At 62.8% G+C, this 18,871-nt stretch carries 14 protein-coding genes and 3 pseudogenes; 5 read left to right on the top strand and 12 right to left on the bottom strand.

The genetic code is table 11. The features are described from left to right. Nucleotides 1-2: 2 nt before the first annotated feature. Both ACMGGN_RS23625 and ACMGGN_RS23620 read right to left on the bottom strand, forming a co-directional pair. Nucleotides 3-1,253: a sarcosine oxidase subunit beta family protein gene (locus ACMGGN_RS23625; RefSeq protein ID WP_012316642.1), complete on the bottom strand. Its 1,251-nt coding sequence runs from the start codon at nucleotides 1,251-1,253 to the stop codon at nucleotides 3-5. A 15-nt stretch (nucleotides 1,254-1,268) separates the two neighbouring features. Further along, nucleotides 1,269-2,522 carry a serine hydroxymethyltransferase gene (locus ACMGGN_RS23620; RefSeq protein ID WP_046787512.1) on the bottom strand — a complete coding sequence of 418 codons (1,254 nt, stop codon included), beginning with the start codon at nucleotides 2,520-2,522 and terminating at the stop codon, nucleotides 1,269-1,271. A gap of 324 nt (nucleotides 2,523-2,846) precedes the next feature. Between ACMGGN_RS23620 and ACMGGN_RS23615 the strand changes: the two genes are divergently transcribed. Next, nucleotides 2,847-3,887: a low specificity L-threonine aldolase gene (locus ACMGGN_RS23615; RefSeq protein WP_046787511.1), complete on the top strand. Its 1,041-nt coding sequence runs from the start codon at nucleotides 2,847-2,849 to the stop codon at nucleotides 3,885-3,887. Nucleotides 3,888-3,993: 106 nt separating this feature from the next. Here the strand turns inward: ACMGGN_RS23615 and ACMGGN_RS23610 are convergent, their stop codons facing one another. The 4 genes and pseudogenes from ACMGGN_RS23610 to ACMGGN_RS23595 form a co-directional block, all read right to left on the bottom strand. Continuing rightward, on the bottom strand, nucleotides 3,994-4,722 hold the full coding sequence (locus ACMGGN_RS23610; RefSeq protein ID WP_404601989.1) for a methyl-accepting chemotaxis protein: 729 nt from the start codon (nucleotides 4,720-4,722) through the stop codon (nucleotides 3,994-3,996). 135 nt (nucleotides 4,723-4,857) lie between these two features. Next, nucleotides 4,858-5,886 (bottom strand): annotated as a pseudogene (locus ACMGGN_RS23605) (cache domain-containing protein); the annotation flags it as partial. A 180-nt stretch (nucleotides 5,887-6,066) separates the two neighbouring features. Then, nucleotides 6,067-6,369, bottom strand: a complete 303-nt coding sequence (locus ACMGGN_RS23600) for a cell division protein ZapA (protein WP_012316646.1) — start codon at nucleotides 6,367-6,369, stop codon at nucleotides 6,067-6,069. Beyond that, nucleotides 6,366-6,596, bottom strand: a complete 231-nt coding sequence (locus ACMGGN_RS23595) for a hypothetical protein (protein ID WP_174141956.1) — start codon at nucleotides 6,594-6,596, stop codon at nucleotides 6,366-6,368. Before ACMGGN_RS23595 ends, ACMGGN_RS23600 begins: the two co-directional genes overlap by 4 nt. A 236-nt stretch (nucleotides 6,597-6,832) precedes the next feature. On the opposite strand from ACMGGN_RS23595, the pseudogene ACMGGN_RS23590 reads away from it, so the two are divergent. After that, a pseudogene (locus ACMGGN_RS23590) lies at nucleotides 6,833-7,642 on the top strand (MCP four helix bundle domain-containing protein); the annotation flags it as partial. Continuing rightward, nucleotides 7,625-8,497 carry a methyl-accepting chemotaxis protein gene (locus ACMGGN_RS23585; protein WP_411269048.1) on the top strand — a complete coding sequence of 291 codons (873 nt, stop codon included), beginning with the start codon at nucleotides 7,625-7,627 and terminating at the stop codon, nucleotides 8,495-8,497. The pseudogene ACMGGN_RS23590 and the gene ACMGGN_RS23585, both read left to right, overlap by 18 nt. Nucleotides 8,498-8,699: 202 nt before the next feature. Here ACMGGN_RS23585 and gbcB read toward each other — a convergent pair whose 3' ends face one another. Then, a complete protein-coding gene (gene gbcB, locus ACMGGN_RS23580) occupies nucleotides 8,700-9,800 on the bottom strand; it encodes a glycine-betaine demethylase subunit GbcB (RefSeq protein ID WP_046787600.1) in 1,101 nt (366 codons plus the stop codon). A 296-nt stretch (nucleotides 9,801-10,096) separates the two neighbouring features. Between gbcB and gbcA the strand changes: the two genes are divergently transcribed. Next, nucleotides 10,097-11,389, top strand: coding sequence for a glycine-betaine demethylase subunit GbcA (gbcA, locus tag ACMGGN_RS23575; RefSeq protein ID WP_012316650.1), 1,293 nt, complete (start codon nucleotides 10,097-10,099; stop codon nucleotides 11,387-11,389). Between the two features lie 63 nt (nucleotides 11,390-11,452). Continuing rightward, a complete protein-coding gene (locus tag ACMGGN_RS23570) occupies nucleotides 11,453-11,758 on the top strand; it encodes a hypothetical protein (RefSeq protein ID WP_251962695.1) in 306 nt (101 codons plus the stop codon). Nucleotides 11,759-11,940: 182 nt separating this feature from the next. Here the strand turns inward: ACMGGN_RS23570 and ACMGGN_RS23565 are convergent. The 5 genes and pseudogenes from ACMGGN_RS23565 to dgcA form a co-directional block, all read right to left on the bottom strand. Beyond that, nucleotides 11,941-12,237 (bottom strand): annotated as a pseudogene (locus ACMGGN_RS23565) (RHS repeat-associated core domain-containing protein); the annotation flags it as partial. Between the two features lie 393 nt (nucleotides 12,238-12,630). After that, nucleotides 12,631-13,401: an electron transfer flavoprotein subunit beta gene (locus ACMGGN_RS23560; RefSeq protein ID WP_119687907.1), complete on the bottom strand. Its 771-nt coding sequence runs from the start codon at nucleotides 13,399-13,401 to the stop codon at nucleotides 12,631-12,633. A gap of 10 nt (nucleotides 13,402-13,411) precedes the next feature. Beyond that, nucleotides 13,412-14,644, bottom strand: a complete 1,233-nt coding sequence (locus ACMGGN_RS23555) for an electron transfer flavoprotein subunit alpha/FixB family protein (protein ID WP_115273086.1) — start codon at nucleotides 14,642-14,644, stop codon at nucleotides 13,412-13,414. Next, nucleotides 14,644-16,596 carry a dimethylglycine demethylation protein DgcB gene (gene dgcB / locus ACMGGN_RS23550; RefSeq protein ID WP_414156327.1) on the bottom strand — a complete coding sequence of 651 codons (1,953 nt, stop codon included), beginning with the start codon at nucleotides 16,594-16,596 and terminating at the stop codon, nucleotides 14,644-14,646. Before dgcB ends, ACMGGN_RS23555 begins: the two co-directional genes overlap by 1 nt. 208 nt (nucleotides 16,597-16,804) lie before the next feature. Continuing rightward, the gene (gene dgcA / locus ACMGGN_RS23545; protein ID WP_115273088.1) at nucleotides 16,805-18,865 is read right to left on the bottom strand and encodes a dimethylglycine demethylation protein DgcA; all 2,061 of its coding nucleotides are present in this window, start codon (nucleotides 18,863-18,865) and stop codon (nucleotides 16,805-16,807) included. Nucleotides 18,866-18,871 lie beyond the last annotated feature (6 nt).

Below are 18,871 nucleotides of genomic sequence, written 5' to 3'. Positions count from 1 at the left end.
GGTTAGTGGGCGACGGCGGCGGCGCCGTGTTCGTCGATCAGTGCGCCGTTGTAGAAACGGTCCATGGAGAACGGCGCAGCCAGCGGGTGCATCTCGCCTTTGGCCAGGCTTGCGGCGAAGACGTTGCCCGAGCCCGGGGTCGCCTTGAAGCCGCCGGTGCCCCAGCCGCAGTTGAAGAACATGTTCTTGACCGGGGTTTTGGAGATGATCGGGCAGGCGTCCGGCGAGGTATCGACGATGCCGCCCCACTGGCGGTTCATGCGTACGCGCGAGAGGTTGGGGAACATCTCGACGATGGCCTGCAGGGTGTGCTCGATCACCGGGTACGAACCGCGCTGGCCGTAGCCGACCCAGCCGTCGATACCGGCGCCGATCACCAGGTCGCCCTTGTCGGACTGGCTGATGTAGCCGTGCACGGCGTTGGACATGATCACGCTGTCGATGATCGGCTTGATCGGCTCGGACACCAGTGCTTGCAGCGGGTGCGATTCCAGCGGCAGGCGGAAGCCGGCCAGCCTGGCCATGTGCCCGGAGTTACCGGCAGTGACCACGCCGACGCGCTTGGCGCCGATGAAACCTTTGTTGGTTTCCACACCGATCACTGCACCGTTTTCCTTACGGAAACCGATCACTTCGGTCTGCTGGATCAGGTCCACGCCCAGGGCGTCGGCGGCACGGGCGTAACCCCAGGCCACGGCGTCGTGACGGGCGACGCCACCACGGCGCTGAACGGTAGCGCCGAGGATCGGGTAACGGGTGTTCTTCGAGCAGTCCAGGTACGGGATCTCGGCCGCGACCTGGGCAGTGTTGAGCAGTTCGCCATCGACGCCGTTGAGGCGGTTGGCGCTGACGCGGCGCTCGGAGTCACGAATGTCCTGCAGGGTGTGGCACAGGTTGTAGACGCCGCGCTGGGAGAACATCACGTTGTAGTTGATGTCCTGGGACAGGCCCTCCCACAGCTTCATGGCGTGCTCGTACAGCTGCGCCGACTCGTCCCACAGGTAGTTGGAACGCACGATGGTGGTGTTACGGGCGGTGTTGCCGCCGCCCAGGTAACCTTTCTCGACCACCGCGACATTGGTGATGCCGTGTTCCTTGGCCAGGTAGTAGGCCGTGGCCAGGCCATGGCCGCCACCGCCGACGATGACCACGTCGTAGACCTTTTTAGGGGTCGGCGTGCGCCACATGCGCTGCCAGTTCTCGTGGTGGCTGAGGGAGTGTTTGAAGAGGCCGAAGCCCGAGTAGCGTTGCATGGTCGTTTACTCCACTCAGCGGTAAACAGGGAAGTCGGCGCACAGGGCCGCAACGTTCTTCGCCACATCGGCTTCGACGTCAGCGTCACCGAGGTTGTCGAGGATGTCGCAGATCCAGCCGGCCAGGGCCACACACTGGGCGACCTTGAAGCCGCGGGTGGTGACAGCCGGGGTGCCGATGCGCAGGCCGGAAGTGACGAACGGCGACTGCGGGTCGTTCGGCACGGCGTTCTTGTTGACGGTGATGTGCGCGCGGCCCAGGGCAGCGTCGGCATCTTTGCCGGTCAGGCCCTGGCGGATCAGGCTGACCAGGAACAGGTGGTTGTCGGTACCGCCGGAGACCACGTCGTAGCCGCGGTCGATGAACACCTGGGCCATGGCCTGGGCGTTGTCGATGACCTGCTTCTGGTAGCTCTTGAACTCAGGCTCCTGAGCTTCCTTGAAGCACACAGCCTTGGCGGCGATGACGTGCATCAGCGGGCCGCCCTGGGCGCCGGGGAATACTGCGGCGTTGAGCTTTTTCTCGATCTCTTCGTTCGACTTGGCCAGGATCAGGCCGCCACGTGGGCCGCGCAGGGTCTTGTGGGTGGTGGTGGTCACCACGTCGGCGAACGGGATCGGGTTCGGGTACAGGCCAGCGGCAACCAGGCCGGCAACGTGGGCCATGTCGACGAACAGCAGCGCACCGACCTTGTCGGCGATGGCGCGAAAACGCGGGAAGTCGAGGGTCTTGGAATAGGCCGAGAAGCCGGCAACGATCATCTTCGGCTTGTGCTCGACGGCCAGGCGCTCGACTTCGTCGTAGTCGATCAGGCCAGTGTCGGTGTTGATGCCGTACTGCACGGCGTTGTAGAGCTTGCCCGAGGACGACACTTTGGCGCCGTGGGTCAGGTGGCCGCCGTGGGCCAGGCTCATGCCCAGGATGGTGTCACCGGCCTGCAGCAGAGCCAGGTACACGGCGCTGTTGGCCGAAGAGCCGGAGTGTGGCTGAACGTTGGCGTAGTCGGCGCCGAACAGCTGCTTGGCGCGCTCGATGGCCAGCGCCTCGACCTTGTCTACGTGCTCGCAGCCACCGTAGTAGCGCTTGCCCGGGTAGCCTTCGGCGTACTTGTTGGTCAGGCCGCTGCCTTGGGCCTGCATGACGCGCTTGCTGGTGTAGTTCTCCGAGGCGATCAGCTCGATGTGATCTTCCTGGCGCTGTTCTTCGGCATTCATCGCCGCCAGCAGTGCGTCGTCGTAACCCTGGATCTGGTCTTGCTTGCTGAACATCGTGGTTCTCCCGGCAGCGATCGTTTCTTGTCTGTAAGGCACTGTGGCCCTTTATGGCGATGGTATGACTGGCCGGGGTGGGTCAGATGCCTGCGCACGCCTTGCAATGGCGCGTTTACGACATTCGCCCGTCGGTTGCTCAAATCCCTGTAAGAGCGGCCTTGCGTCGCGAACGGGTCGCGCATCGGCCCCAAGCTTCAGCAGCGCTTAAGCAATGGCTGGGGTCGCATCGCGACCCGTTCGCGACGCAAGGCCGCTCCTACATAGGCAACCGCTGAATCGATGGTTTAGAGTGCTGTTCTGCGTTGTTCACAGGACCGTGTCATGACAGATAAAAGCCAACAATTCGCCAGCGACAATTATTCCGGTATCTGCCCCGAAGCCTGGGCAGCGATGGAAAAGGCCAACATGGGCCACGACCGCGCCTACGGCGACGACCAGTGGACCGAGCGTGCCGCCCAGTACTTCCGCGAGCTGTTCGAAACCGACTGCGAAGTGTTTTTCGCCTTCAACGGCACCGCCGCCAATTCGCTGGCCCTGGCCTCGCTGTGCCAGAGCTACCACAGCGTGATCTGCTCCGAGACCGCCCACGTCGAGACCGACGAATGCGGCGCGCCGGAGTTTTTCTCCAACGGCTCCAAGCTGCTCACCGCGCCTAGCGTCAACGGCAAGCTGACGCCGCAATCGATCCGTGAAGTGGCGCTCAAGCGCCAGGACATCCACTACCCCAAGCCGCGTGTGGTGACCCTCACCCAGGCCACCGAAGTGGGCACCGTGTACCGCCCCGATGAGCTCAAGGCGATCAGCGCCACCTGCAAGGAGCTGGGCCTGAACCTGCACATGGACGGCGCGCGGTTCACCAATGCCTGCGCATTCCTAGGCTGCAGCCCGGCCGAGCTGACCTGGAAGGCGGGCGTGGATGTGCTGTGCTTTGGCGGCACCAAGAACGGCATGGCGGTGGGTGAAGCGATCCTGTTCTTCAACCGCGACCTGGCCGAAGACTTCGACTACCGCTGCAAGCAGGCCGGGCAACTGGCCTCGAAGATGCGCTTTTTGTCGGCGCCCTGGGTCGGGCTGCTGGAAGACGGCGCCTGGCTGCGCCATGGCAACCACGCCAACCATTGCGCGCAGTTGCTGGCGTCGTTGGTGAGTGACCTGCCGGGGGTGGAGCTGATGTTCCCGGTGGAGGCCAACGGGGTGTTCCTGCAGATGCCGGAGCCGGCGCTGGAAGCACTGCGTGGCAAGGGCTGGCGGTTCTACACCTTCATTGGCAGTGGCGGGGCGCGGTTCATGTGCTCATGGGATACCGAAGAGGCACGCGTGCGCGAGTTGGCGGCGGATATCCGCAACATCATCGGCGCCTGACAGCTTGCCGGGAGGGCTTTGCCCTCCTTTCGCGACGCAAGGCCGCTCCAATCGTCTGTAGGAGCGGCCTTGTGTCGCGAATGGGCCGCAAAGCGGCCCCAGCGATCTAAAGTTTGAACCCACCCATCTGCCGCGCAAGATCATCGGCCAGCCCACGCAACGCCTGGCACTCCTCGCGACACCCCTGCACTTCCGCCGCCGTTTCCCTGGCCAGGTCAGAAATCCCCTGCACCGTCCGGTTGATCTCCTCGGTCACCGCCGACTGCTCTTCCGTCGCCGTTGCCACCTGATGGTTCATGTCGCTGATGTGCTCGACCTGGTCGGTAATCGCCCCCAACGAGGCGCCGGTTCGCTGGCTCGACTCCACGCCACTGCCCGTCGCCTGCTGCCCCGCCTGCATCGACGTTACCGCCGAACCTGCCCCGTGCTTGAGGCGCTGGATCATCTGCTGGACTTCATCCGTCGACACCTGGGTACGGCGTGCCAGCGTCCGCACCTCATCTGCCACCACGGCAAAGCCACGCCCCATCTCCCCTGCCCGCGCCGCCTCGATGGCAGCGTTGAGCGCCAGCAGGTTGGTCTGCTCGGAAATGCTGCGGATCACCGCCAATACTTCATCGATAGAGGCGACTTCGTCGGCCAATTGCGCCACCGCATCCGCAGCCTTGCCGATGTCACCTGACATGCCCTCAATACCCTGGATCGACCGTCGCACCACTTCACGCGCCTGCAAGGCTTCGTCCCGCGCTGACTGCGAAGCCTGCGCAGCATCGCCGGCGTTGCGCGCAATGTCCTGCACGGTCAGCCCCATTTCGTGCACGGCGGTGGCAACCATTTCGGTCATTTCCTGCTGCCGCCCGGAACGTTCGGCCGTGTTGTCCACTACCTGAGTCACCTGTTCGACCGCCCGATGCAAGCGCTCGGTGGTGCGCAGCACCTCGCCGATCAGCCCGCGCTGGCTGTCGAGAAAACGGTTGAAGCCGCGTGCCAGATCGCCCAGTTCGTCCTGCCGCGAATCGTCCAGGCGATGGCTGAGGTCACCGGCACCGCTGCCAATCTGCACCAATGCGGCGGTCACACGGCGAATAGGCCGCACCAGCCCCCGCGCCAGCAGCACCACCAGCAACAACGAGAGCAGCGCCACACCCCCACCGATCAACGTGGTAAGCCACAGCGCCTGACGCATCTGCGCATAGATCTCTGCCTCCGGCACCTCGGCAACCAAGGTCCAGTTCAGGTCGCGCAAGGGCAAGCCCAAGGCCAGATAGTCTTCGCCATCACGCTGGAACCGGCTGGTGCGCAAACCCGGCTCACCACTGATCACCGCCGTGGCGGCCTTTTCATCAAGCTGCTGCGCGAGCTGTCGCTTGCCGCTGAAGGCATTGTCCGGATGCACCTGGATCAAGCCATCGTTGCGTACCAGAAACACCTTGCCGTGCTCGCCAAAGCTGAAGTCGTGGATCAGTTTCGACAGCTCGGTCATGCGCAGGCCCATGCCGGCCACACCGACCAGCTTGCCGTCCTTTTCCACGCGGTAGTCGATGAACAGCGCCAGCTCGCCGGTAGCGCCGTCGATATCGATATTGATCAGGCGCTCGGCGCCACTGTCGATGTAGCCGTAAAACCACTTGTCTTTGGGGTTGTCGCGGCTGAGGGTGCGGTCCAGGCCATTCTCGTTGTAGTAGTGGCCGGTCTCGGTCGAGGCGAAGAGTGTGGTGAAGGCCTGGTTGCGCTGCTTGGCGGCCTGCAGGTATTCGACAAAGCGCGGCAGTTCGCCAGCGTCTTCACCATCTGCCAGCCAATCACGCAGCAGCGTGTTGCCGGCAATGTCGGCTGCGGCCACCAGCGGCTGGCCAAGCATTCGCTCGATATCGTTGCGGATGGCTTCGATGCTGGCCGGCAGCGCCGTGTCCACCAGGTAGCGATCGGTGAGGCGGTTGAGCGCCACGGTGAAAATGATCACAACCACCAGGATGCTCGCCAGCAGGGCCGCGCCCATGCTCGCGATCAACTGCCACTGGATACTTCGACGCCAGATACCCATGCCCCTTCCTCCCCAGGAATTTTTGTTTGGGGGAAAGTGTATACACTCAGGTATCCAGTTGTACCAGTGATCTGCAACAAGGATGAAGACGCTGTGGGGCAGGCAAGCCCGTCCCCACAGCGTTCAAGGTGGCTCTTACTGTTCGGCGATGGTCCGAACGATCGCGTCCACCGTGGCGTCGATCTGCGCCTGGGTACGCTCCAGGGTCTGCTGATGTTCCTTCTGCAGTTCAACCTGCTTGGAACACAGATTCAGGGCGGCCAGCACCAGCAGCTTGTCGCCGATCAGGGTCGGGTACGAACGTTTGGTTTCGGCAAGGGCGGTGTTGAGCATGCGTACCGCCTGCGCCAGGGTTTCTTCCTGGCCTTCGGGCGCCTTGATCGAATAGTCGTTGCCGAGGATCGACACGACATTGACCGGCTGCGCTTGCAGTCTCATGCGCCGACGACACCTGCACTGGCGCGCTCAACCAACGCCTGGATGCGCGCGGCGGTGGCGCCTTGCTTCTCTTCCTGCTCCATCAGCGACAGCTGCAGGGTTTCGTTCTCTTCCTTGGCCTGGGCCAGTTCCTGGCCAAGGGTGGTGTTGTGCTCGGTGAGTTGAGCGTTTTTCTGCATCAGGTCGCTGACCAGTTGCTCGAGTTGATTCAGGGAGGCTTCCAGCATGGGTCTATCTCGGGTTGTTGCAAAGGGCGCACACGATAAAGAAAAGTGTGAGCCATCGCCATTAAATATCGGATTCTCAAGGTTTCTAACCCGCAGATTGACAGGGTATCGGGCCCCTTGTTCCGACCTGGGTCAACCGCCGGTCAGGTAAATGGATAGCTGGCTCACAACTTTCCCCTTTCACACTCAAGACTGGCCGGTCACGACCGATAGCCAGGCAAGTCATATTTCGTCGCATGGAACGCGTCCACTTCTCTGTCTGGATTCCTCCTTCCATGTCCCTACGCAACATGAATATCGCCCCGCGCGCCTTGCTCGGGTTCGCCCTGATCGGCTTGCTCATGCTCGGCCTTGGTGTCTTCTCGCTCATGCAGATGGGCAACATCCGCCAGGCGGGCCTTGCCATCGAAAACATCAGCGTGCCCAGTATCAAGACCCTGGACGAACTGACCTCGCTCAACCTGCGCCTGCGCACCCTCTCCTACCGCTTGCTGCTCAACCGCGAACCGGAAGTCCAGCGCGACACCTTCAACCTGCTGGACCAGCGCAACGCCGAGATCGACCGTGCTCGCCAGGCCTACCTGCCACTGATCAGCGCGGCTGACGAACAGGCCGCCTTCGACCAGTACACCGAACTGCTCAACCAGTACCGCCAACTGGAAGCACGCATGCGCAGCATGAGCCAGGCCAACCGCACCGATGAACTGCGTGGCCTGCTCAACCGCGACCTGTTGGCCAACTCCGAGCAGATCAACAAGGTCATGAACACCTTGGTGCGCATCAACACAGAACAGACGCGCGCAACCAACGAAACCGCTGCCAATCAGTATGCCGCGGCCTTCGCGTTGGTGATCGGCCTGCTGATTGCCGCAGCCGTGCTGACCTTCCTCTGCGCGTTGCTGCTGACCCGCAGCATCGTCAAGCCCATCGACGAAGCCCTCAAAGCCGCCGAGCAGATTGCCGACGGTGACCTGACCCATACCATCCGCGCCGAAGGCACCGATGAGGCCGCGCGCCTGCTGCGCGCGATGGCGCGCATGCAGGAAAAATTGCGCGACACCCTGCAGCTGATTGCTGGCTCCGCTACCCAGCTGGCGTCGGCCGCAGAAGAGCTGAACGCCGTTACCGACGAGAGCGCGCGTGGCCTGCAACAGCAGAACAACGAAATCGAGCAGGCCGCCACGGCGGTGACCGAAATGACCAGCGCCGTCGAGGAAGTGGCACGTAACGCGGTAAGCACCTCAGAAGCCTCCAGCGAAGCCAGCCGCTCGACCGGCGACGGCCGTGACCTGGTGCTGGAAACCGTGGGTGCCATCGAGCGGATGAGCGGTGATGTGCAGGCTACCGCCAAACTGATCACCCACCTGGCCGAACAGTCGCGCGACATCGGCAAGGTACTGGATGTCATCCGTGGCTTGGCCGACCAGACCAACCTGCTGGCGCTCAACGCCGCGATCGAGGCAGCCCGCGCGGGTGAAGCAGGCCGTGGCTTTGCCGTGGTGGCAGACGAGGTGCGCGCACTGGCCCACCGCACCCAGCAGTCGACCAGCGAAATCGAACGGATGATCGGCAGCATCCAAGGCGGCACCGAACAGGCGGTCGAATCGATGCGCACCAGCACCGAACGCGCCGAGTCGACGCTGAACATCGCCAAGGGTGCCGGCATGGCGCTGGACACCATTGCCGGGGCAGTGGCGCAGATCAATGAACGCAACCTGGTAATCGCCAGCGCGGCGGAAGAACAGGCCCAAGTGGCGCGCGAAGTGGACCGCAACCTGGTGAATATCAATGACCTGTCGGTGCAGAGCGCAACCGGGGCGCACCAGACCAGCGCGGCGAGTGCCGAGCTGTCGCGCCTGGCTGTGGATTTGAATGGGCTGGTGGCACGTTTTCGTACCTGAAATCGCCGGGGCCGCTTTGCGGCCCAATCGCCGGCAAGCCGGCTCCCACAAAGATCTGTGCCAGCTGTGCCATTGACAGCAGCGCTGCCGAACCTCCCACAAAGATCTGTGCCAGCTGTGCCATTGACAGCAGCGCTGCCGAACCTTGTGGGAGCCGGCTTGCCGGCGATTGGGCTGCAAGGCAGCCCCAGCAATTTCCGGATCAGTAATCGATCCGCACATCCCCTTTCGGTACGCTGCAGCAAGACAGAATGTAGCCCTCGGCCTCGTCTTCTTCGGTAATCCCGCCGTTGTGCTCCATCTCCACTTCCCCGCCCAGCTTGAGCACCTTGCACGTCCCGCAAATGCCCATGCCGCAGGCTTTGGGAATCATCAGCCCAACCTTGGCCGCCGCCGCATGCACGGTCTCGCCCGGGGCAACCCGGATGCTCTTGTCGCTGCCGATGAACTCCACCAGGTTGAGCTCGGACACGTCCACTTCCGGCGCATCGGCCGCCTGCTCGGCATGCTCCACAGCATCGGCCTTGGCCTCTGCCGGCGTCGCGCCGAACGACTCCTCGTGGTAGTTCTTCATGTCAAAGCCGACAGCCTCGAGCATGCGCTTGACCGCGGTCATGTATGGCGTCGGGCCGCAGCAGAACACCGTGCGCTCCATGTAGTCAGGCGCGATCAACTCCATCAGCCGCTGGTTCAGATAGCCGCGATAACCCGCCCAAGGCTCACCCAGGCCGTGCTTCTCGCAAATGATGTGCAGGCTGAAGTTGGGGATGCGTGACGCCATCTGCTCCAGTTCGCGGTGGTAGATGATGTCTTTGGGCGAGCGGGCGCTGTGCACGAAGACCATGTCGACATTGGCGTTGGTGTCGTAGAACCAGCGCGCCATGGACATCACCGGCGTGATACCGACACCGCCGGAGAGGTACAGCACCTTGCCCGCCGGGAAGTCGATGGCGTTGAACAGCCCCACAGGGCCATGCACCGGCACTTCAAAGCCCTCGTGCATGGTGTCGTGCAGGTAGTTGGACACATGCCCGCCTGGCACCCGCTTGACCGTGATCGAGAAGCTGTAGGGCACCGACGGCGAACTGGAGATGGTATAGGAACGCATCACCGGCTTGCCTTCGATCTCCAGCTCCAGGGTGACGAACTGCCCAGGCTTGAAGAAGAACATGATCGGCTGGTCGGCCATGAAGCAGAAGGTGCGCACGTCCCAGGTCTCCTGGATGACCTTGACGCAGCGCACGATGTGGCGGCCATTGGCCCAGGTCTGGGTGGTGACCGGATTGAGGAAAGTATCGGACATGTTCATCTCCAGCGGCCGACAATTGGCCCTTTTCATGGCTGCGATAATGCGCAAGCTGAAGGCGCCGCACATTCCTGCCTGCGACATCGGCGTGCTTATCGCGACCAGCCCCGTGCTACAAGGGCTGGGGCGTCGTAATTCAAATCGGCCATGTCGCCCATGGATACGGTTCGCGGCGTCTTCGGACGCACACTCCACGGCAAAAGAACCTGCTGTTTTTTGACAGATGCTCTTGCGGCACCACAACAACGATTAGCCACCTTTTGCCGGCCGCATACGGCCCCGAGGATTACACGATGGACGTCACCGCAACCCTGAGCCTGGGCGATCCACTGGAACCTGCACGCAAGGCCACCGCCGAGATGCTGCAGACCCGCGAGCGCACCTACTCGCTGCCCCAGCCGTTCTACACCGACGAGCGTCTGTTCCAGATCGACATGCAGGAGATCTTCCACAAGGAATGGCTGATTGCCGGCATGACGTGCGAAATCCCGGCCAAGGGCAACTACATCACCCTGCAGATCGGCAAGAACCCGATCATCGTGGTGCGCGGTAGCGAAGGTAAGGTGCATGCCTTCCACAACGTCTGCCGCCATCGCGGCTCGCGCCTGTGCGTCAGCGAGAAAGGCAAAGTGGCGAAGCTGGTCTGCCATTACCACCAGTGGACGTATGAACTGGACGGCCGCCTGCTGTTCGCAGGTACTGAAATGGGCGCCGACTTCGACATGAAGGAATACGGCCTGAAACCTGTGAACGTAAAGGTCGCCGGTGGCTACATCTTCATCAGCCTGGCGGAAAACCCACCTGCTATCGACGAGTTCCTGGCCACCCTGGACCACTACATGGAACCGTATGACATGGAGAACACCAAGGTGGCAGTGCAAACCACCTTGATGGAAAAGGCCAACTGGAAGCTGGTGCTGGAAAACAACCGCGAGTGCTACCACTGCTCCGGCTCACACCCGGAGCTGCTGCAAACCCTGCTGGAGTGGGACGACACCAACGACCCGCGCGCCAGCCAGGAATTCAAGGACCACGTGGCCGCCTCCGCCGCCGCCTGGGAAGCCGAGAAGATCCCGTACCTGCACAAGAGCCATGGCCTGCGTAACCGCATCGTGCGCATGCCGCTGCTAAAGGGCACCGTATCGATGACCATGGACGGCAAGCAGGCCTGCCAGAAGCTGATGGGCCGTATCAAGAACCCGGACCTGGGCTCGATGCGCATCCTGCACCTGCCGCACTCTTGGAACCACTGCATGGGCGACCACATGATCGTCTTCACCGTGTGGCCGATCAGCGCTCAGGAGACCATGGTCACCACCAAGTGGCTGGTGCACAAGGATGCCGTCGAAGGTGTCGATTACGACCCTGAACGTATGCGCAAGGTGTGGGATGCCACCAATGACCAGGACCGCCGTTTGGCGGAAGAGAACCAGCGGGGCATCAACTCCACGGCTTACCAGCCAGGGCCGTACTCGAAGACTTATGAGTTTGGTGTGGTGAACTTCATCGATTGGTACAGCCAGCGCGTGCTGGAAAACCTTGGTGCAGAGCCGGCTGCGTACCTCAAGGAAGTGCAGGCTCAGTAAGTAGCCGTTCACCTTCGGCCAGTGGCGCCCGCCACTGGCTCAAGCCCGCTCCAAGATTGCCTTATGACGTTTACAGCCGCGCTGTTCCGCCTAACGGCCGAAGGCATCGGGCTTGCTGAACCTGCCCGGTTGGTGCCGTACCACCGAGCGGTAATGGGATATCGCTCCCACGACCTGGCCTGGGCCAACGACCACACCTCTTTGACCGATGTGCCCAGCGATATGACGGTCAGGGTCGCCAACGCCCATGTCTGCCAGTCTTCTCCTGGCTCCACGGTTCGGCTGATGCCCAGGGTAATGCCTGCAACGGCACTGACACCACTTATCCCTGTGAGCGCCCAATCGACCGATGACGGCGGTGATGTATGACTTTCCACGGTGCCATAGGTCATAACGCCACCACGGCTGGCAGGATAGGATCCCGTTGCTTGATGCATATGGCGGGTTCGCCACATCGATCGCAGCCGTAGACCACTGGTGAACGCACCCGCAAGGTTGGAAAGGATGCTCAGGATGGGAAACAGATAGTCTGCGGCCTCCTGCCCCGTCGGATCGCGATGGTTGATCGGGTCCCCAAGGCAATAAGCGTAAGCATTTAGCCCACCCCGAGCGAATGGGCTGAGTCGGTCAGGCGAACCAAAGCGCATCAGTGCCGGGCTAAAGGCACGGTGCCCGTTACCCAGCAAGTAGCAGCCACTGGCGTGATCAAGGTGGGCGTCTGAAAACCCCAACCAAGCGCCATCATCCGGCCTGAACCCGCCATAGGGGGTATAGCGTCGATACAGGGTATGCCCGCTGCGCAGCACGGTGCGCTGGAGATCAGTCGCCAGCAGTGTGGTCGTGCCCATGGCAACGCTCCAGACCATTTGTGCCTTAACGTTAACAAGGGCTGTATGGAACGTTAACTGGCAGAAATGACAGTTACAGCTGGACCGGAGCGAAGGTCAGCCTCGTCAGATCATTTTTTGATCAAAACCCTGCAAGCCTTTGAAAGCAATGGCTGTAGCACTTACCAAACAACTTGCCCACAGGTTGACTAACAGACATTGTGGGCAAGTCATAGGGATATTGATAACTGCTGTGGATAACAGAGCAAAACCTTAGGGGCCGTGGTGTTTAGACCCAGGTTTGCAGTAATTGGCGATTATTTGATCATATCCTTCAAGACGGCGTCCTTGCTGGCTTGCAGCGTTTGACAAACACTTTATCCACACCTTGGCGAACAGATTCCGTGGGTAACCTCAGCGCAATACGCCCTCCTCCACCAGCAACTTGAGAATCGCCTCGGCGCCTTCTTGTGGAGAAACGTCTTTCAAGACCTTACCGCCACCACCACTGGCCTTGGCCGTCGCGGCCTTCATCCGGTCGGCGCCGCTTTTGGCCTTGATCACCTTCAGGCGCTTGGGCCTTGGGCGGGCTGGTTGCAACTGCGCTTCGCCCAGCAGTTCATCCTCGACGATGGCGACATTGCGCGCCGCCAACACACCGCGCCGGGCCGGACCGAACGCGCTCTGCCGCGGTTTGGCCGCCGCGTTATCCACAGTTGCCAGCAACGGAAGACGTACCTTCAGCCTGCGCCGCTGCCCACGGGGCAGCGCCTGCAGGACCTGAGCGGTGCCGTTGTCGATCGATTCCACTTCGGCCAGGCCGACTATCAGCGGCCAACCCAGTTTCTCGGCCAGCAGGAACGGCAACATGCCCGAACCCTCGCCGGTTTCAGCCTGGCTACCCGTTAGCACAAGCTGCGCACCGGCATCACGCAGGTAATCCCCAAGCACGCCCAGCACATCGGCTCCTGCGGGCTGCTCTAGCACATCGAGGTGGTCCAGGCCCATGCCCAGGTAAGCACGCAATGCCTCTTCATGCGGGTCGCCAGCATGCACCACCTGCAAGTTATCCCCAGCCAGCTGCAAGCCCAGCTCCACCGCACGGGCATCCTGCTCGGCGCGGCGGGCGCGGCCGGAGCTCGGGTGGGCACCGACGGAAACCAGGCTGATGACTTTAGTACTCATGCTCATGCCCCTATGCTGCGTCGCGCTGGCCGCCGCTGCGGAAGTTGTCCACAGCCTCGATCAAAGCCTTCAGAATCGCCGAGCTGTCGCCAATCACCGACAGGTCGGCCCGTTTGATCATGTCGCAGCCCGGGTCCATGTTGATCGCCACCACTTTGTCGCAGGCACCGATGCCTTGCAGGTGCTGGATCGCACCAGAGATACCCACAGCCACATAGACCCGTGCGGTAACCCAGGTGCCGGTTGCGCCCACCTGGCGGTTACGCGGCATGAAGCCATCGTCCACCGCCACCCGCGAAGCACCCTCGGTTGCCCCCAGGGCAGCAGTCGCCTGGTGGTAGAGGTCCCAATCCTTGACGCCGTTGCCCCCCGAGACGATGAATTCGGCCTCGGCCATGGCGATGGTCGCCGGGTCGACGGCCACCGAACCAAGGTCCTCGATGCGTGGCAGGCTGCGCACCACGCCTGTGGACAACTCCACCGGCAATGCTTCGTGCCTGGTTTCGCTGACCGGTTCGGCGCATTCGGCGGCGCCCAGGATCAGGCGCGGCACCGCGCGTTGCAGGTCCTGCTGACCCGCACCAGCACGGCCGATGCACTGGCCGTCCTTGACCTGCCAGACGCGCGTTGCCGGGCGTTCGCCCAAGGCCGCAGCCCAGCGCCGGCCCAGTTCGCCACCGCCGGTGCGGCTATCGGGCAACAACCAATGGCGTGGCGTGAACTGGTTATCCACAGCGCGCAGGCCCTGCACCCGTTGCTCCGGTGCATAACCTTCGAACTGTTCGCCGTCGATGACCAGCAAGCGGTCGACACCCGCTGTGGAAAACTTGCTTTCCTTGTGCTCACCAAACACCACGGCCACTACCGCGCCGTCACTGCCGGCCAGGCTGTGGGCGAGGCCGAGCAGGTCACGGTCATGGCTACTGAGGCGGCCGCCCACCATGTCGGGCACCACGGCGATGTAGAACGCAGGCGCTGGCACCTGATGCAGCGGCAATTGCACTTCGGCCGCCGCGCTACGCCGCCCGCCGCCAGCGGTGCCCTGTTGAGCACCGCTACGGTCGATGCGCTTGAGGCCATTGGGGCCGATGAAACCGGCGGCAATGGCATGCGGGTTCTTGCGCATCAGGCCATTGGGCCCCAGCCAGCGGGTTTGTTGCGTCTGCAGCGCCGCATGCAGCGGATGCAGGCGGTTACGGGCGATCCACTCGGCGCGTGGGTCGCGGCGGATGATGTCGCTCATCAGTGCACCTCCGCAGGTTCACGTTCTACCGTTGGCGACTTTGGGGCCGCGGGCGTTTCCTCTTCGATCAGCACATCGGCTACCAACTCGGCGAGGTCCTTGATCTGTGGGCGCGGTTCGACCACCCCTTCGAGCATCGCAGTGCACTGCGGGCATCCCACCGCCACCAGCTCGGCCTGGGTCTGGCGAATGTCATCCATGCGCATGTCGGGGATACGTTGCTTGCCCGGGATGTCGGTGATCGGCGCACCTCCGCCACCGCCGCAGCAGCGGGAACGGAACCCCGAGCGCTGCATTTCGCGCACTTCGATACCCAGCGCCTTCAACACTTGCCGCGGGGCCTCGTATTCGCCGTTGTAGCGGCCCAGGTAGCACGGGTCGTGATAGGTGACGCTGCCGCCCTTGTGCTGCCCGAGGTTGAGCTTGCTGGCTGCGATCAGTTCGGCGATGTAGGTGCTGTGGTGCTGCACCTGGTAGTCGCCGCCCAACGCGCCGTATTCGTTCTTCAGCACATGGAAGCTGTGCGGGTCGCAAGTGACGATGCGCTGGAACTTGTACTTGGCCAGGGTCTGGATATTGCGTTTGGCCAACTGCTGGAAGGTCGCTTCGTCACCCAGGCGGCGCGCCACATCGCCGCTGTCACGCTCTTCCAGGCCGAGCACGGCGAAGTCCACGCCCGAGGCCTTGAGTACTTTGACGAACGACCGCAGGGTGCGCTGGTTGCGCATGTCGAACGCGCCGTCACCGACCCAGAACAGCACTTCGGTGGTTTTCACGTCAGACAGCAGGTTCAGGTTAAGGTCAGCGGCCCAGTTCATCCGCCCGCCTGGAGCAAAGCCGCCCGGGTTGTCGGTCGCGATCAGGTTATCCAGCACCTCGGCGCCCTTGTTCGGGGTCGCGCCCTTTTCTAGGGTGAGGTGGCGGCGCATGTCGACGATGGCATCGACATGCTCGATCATCATCGGGCATTCCTCGACGCAGGCACGGCAGGTGGTGCACGACCACAATGTTTCGGCGTCGACCAGGCCGTTGACGATCGGTTGGTGTGGATTACCGCCGTGTTCACCGATCGGCTTGCCAGGGTACGGGCTACCGGCGAACTTGGCATCGGTGCCACCGGCCAGGCCGATGACCATGTCCTGAATGAGTTTTTTCGGGTTCAGCGGCTGGCCCGCAGCGAACGCCGGGCACACCGCCTCACATTTGCCGCACTGCACGCAGGCGTCGAAGCCCAACAGCTGGTTCCAGGTGAAGTCCACCGGCTTTTCCACCCCCAGCGGGGCGTTCGGGTCTTCCAGGTCCAGCGGTTTCAGGCCGGTTGAACGGCCACCGCCGAAGCGTTCGGCGCGGCGGTGCCAGGCCAGGTGCAGGGCCCCGGCGAAGGCATGTTTCATCGGGCCGCCCCAGGTCATGCCGAAGAACAGCTCCGACACGCCCCACAGCACGCCCAGGCCAAGTACCGCGACCATCACCCAGCCGCCGGTGTTGGCGGGCAGGATGCCGGCCACCGGCAAGGTGGCGATGAAGAAGCTTGCGGCGAACACCAGCAGGCTTTTCGGCAGGCGCATCCATGGGCCTTTGGACAGGCGCGATGGCGGGTTGAGCCGGCGCTTGAAGACGAAGATGGCACCGGTGAACATGATTACAGTCGCCACCAGCAAGGCGTAGCCAAGGATCTTGCTCTGCAGGCCGAAGCCGTGCACCAGGATTGCCAGCACCGCCGACAGTACAAAGCCGCCCGCAGTGGCCACGTGGGTCTTGGACATGTACTTGTCGCGCTCGACCACGTGGTGCAGGTCCACCAGGTAGCGCCGCGGCATGGCCAGCAGGCCGCCGATCAGGTCGACGTGGGAGGCTCGGCCACGCCGCCACATGCGCACCCGGCGCAGGGCGCCGAGCACCGCCATGCCAAGGGCAGCGAACAGCAGGATGGGTAACAGGGTGTTCAACATGGGGGGCTCCCACAACAGCTGGATTCTTGCGCTGCCCCGAAGGCCAGCGCGGACCCCATGTAGGAGCGGCCTTGTGTCGCGAAAGGGTCGCGAAGCGGCCCCAAAATCTATAGTGCTGTGAAGATCTTGGGGCCGCTTCGCGACCCTTTCGCGACACAAGGCCGCTCCTACACGGGGGGCCGGTCCCGCCCCTAGAGAGGCGGTGCGATCAGAAATCCTTGCACAGGCGCAAGGCGTCGTAGATCGCCGCATGTACGTTGCGCTGGGCCACGCAGTCGCCGATGCGGTACAGCAGGTAGCCTTCGCCCGGCTGGCTGAGGATCGGCTGTGGCTTGATGGCGAACAGCGCCTCCACGTCGATCTGGCCCTTGTTGCGCGAGCCTTCCTTGAGCGCGTAGTACAGCGCTTCGTCAGGGCGCACACCGTTCTCGACCACCACCTGGTCGACCACGCGCTCTTCCTTGGCGCCGGTGTATTCGTTCTCCAGCACCGCCACCAGCTTCTCGCCTTCGCGGTAGACCTTTTCCAGCATCATGTCGCCGGTCATGATCACTTCTTTGGGGTACATGCTGCGGTAATAGGTCGGGAAGCTGGTACCGCCCATGGCAACGCCCGGCTTGATGTCGTCGGTGACGATTTCGACCTGGCTGCCCTTGTCGGCGATGAAGTCGGCTACCGACATGCCGGTGAATTCGCAGATGGTGTCGTACACCAGCACGTTCTTGCCCGGCGCGACCTTGCCGTCGAGCACGTCCCAGCTGCTGACCACCAAGCCTTCGGCAGCGCCCCAGTGCTCGTTCTGTTCCAGGAACGAGTGCCCGCCTACTGCCAGCACGATGACGTCCGGGCGCAGGTCTTCAATGGTCGCCACGTCAGCGGCAGTACCCAGGCGCAGGTCGACCTTCAGGCGTGCCAGCTCCAGCTGGTACCAGCGGGTGATACCGGCAATCTGGTCACGCTGCGGCGCCTTGGCGGCGATGGTGATCTGCCCGCCGATCTGGTCCTTCTTCTCGAACAGGGTCACGTCGTGGCCGCGTTCGGCAGCAACGCGCGCCGCTTCCATGCCGGCAGGGCCAGCACCGACCACCACCACCTTGCGCTTGACGCCGGTGGTCTTCTCGATGATGTGCGGCACGCCCATGTATTCACGGGAGGTCGCGGCGTTCTGGATGCACAGCACATCAAGGCCCTGGTACTGGCGGTCGATGCAATAGTTGGCACCAACACACTGCTTGATCTGGTCGATCTGGCCCATCTTGATCTTGGCGATCAGGTGCGGGTCGGCGATGTGCGCACGGGTCATGCCGACCATGTCCACGTAGCCGCCTTCGAGGATACGCGTGGCCTGGTTCGGGTCTTTGATGTTCTGCGCGTGCAGCACCGGGACCTTGACCACTTCCTTGATGCCGGCTGCCAGGTGCAGGAACGGCTCTGGCGGGTAGCTCATGTTGGGAATGACGTTGGCCAGGGTGTTGTGGGTATCGCAACCCGAGCCGACCACGCCGATGAAGTCGATCATGCCGGTAGCATCGTAGTAGGCGGCGATCTGCTTCATGTCCTCGTGGCTGAGGCCATCGGGGTGGAACTCGTCACCACAGATACGCATGCCCACGCAGAAGTCGTCGCCGACTTCGGCGCGCACCGCCTTGAGCACTTCCATGCCGAACTTCATGCGGCCTTCGAAGGTGCCGCCCCACTCGTCAGTACGTTTGTTGACCCGCGGGCTCCAGAACTGGTCGATCATGTGCTGGTGCACAGCCGAAAGCTCGACACCGTCCAGGCCGCCCTCTTTTGCGCGCCGCGCAGCCTGCGCGTAATTGCCGATCACCCGCCAGATCTCCTCCACCTCGATGGTCTTGCAGGTGGCGCGGTGCACGGGTTCACGGATGCCGGAAGGCGACATCAGGGTCGGCCAGTTGAAACCGTCCCAGCGCGAGCGGCGGCCCATGTGAGTAATCTGGATCATGATCTTGGCGCCATGCTTGTGCATGGCGTCGGCCAGGTTCTGGAAGTGCGGGATGATGCGGTCGGTCGACAGGTTGACCGACGACCACCATTCCTGCGGGCTGTCGATGGCCACCACGGACGAGCCGCCGCAGATCGCCAGGCCGATGCCACCCTTGGCCTTCTCTTCGTAGTACTTCACATAGCGGTCGGTGGTCATGCCGCCGTCAGTGGCGTAGACCTCGGCGTGCGCGGTGCTGAGCACGCGGTTGCGGATGGTCAGTTTGCCGATCTGGATCGGCTGGAACATTGCTTCGAATGCCATGACGCT

Source organism: Pseudomonas sp. BNK-30 (genome assembly GCF_047456185.1).
Taxonomy (GTDB): domain Bacteria; phylum Pseudomonadota; class Gammaproteobacteria; order Pseudomonadales; family Pseudomonadaceae; genus Aquipseudomonas; species Aquipseudomonas putida_E.
The sequence above is the reverse complement of the archived record's forward strand: the minus strand, read 5'-3'. Positions and strand labels throughout refer to the sequence as shown.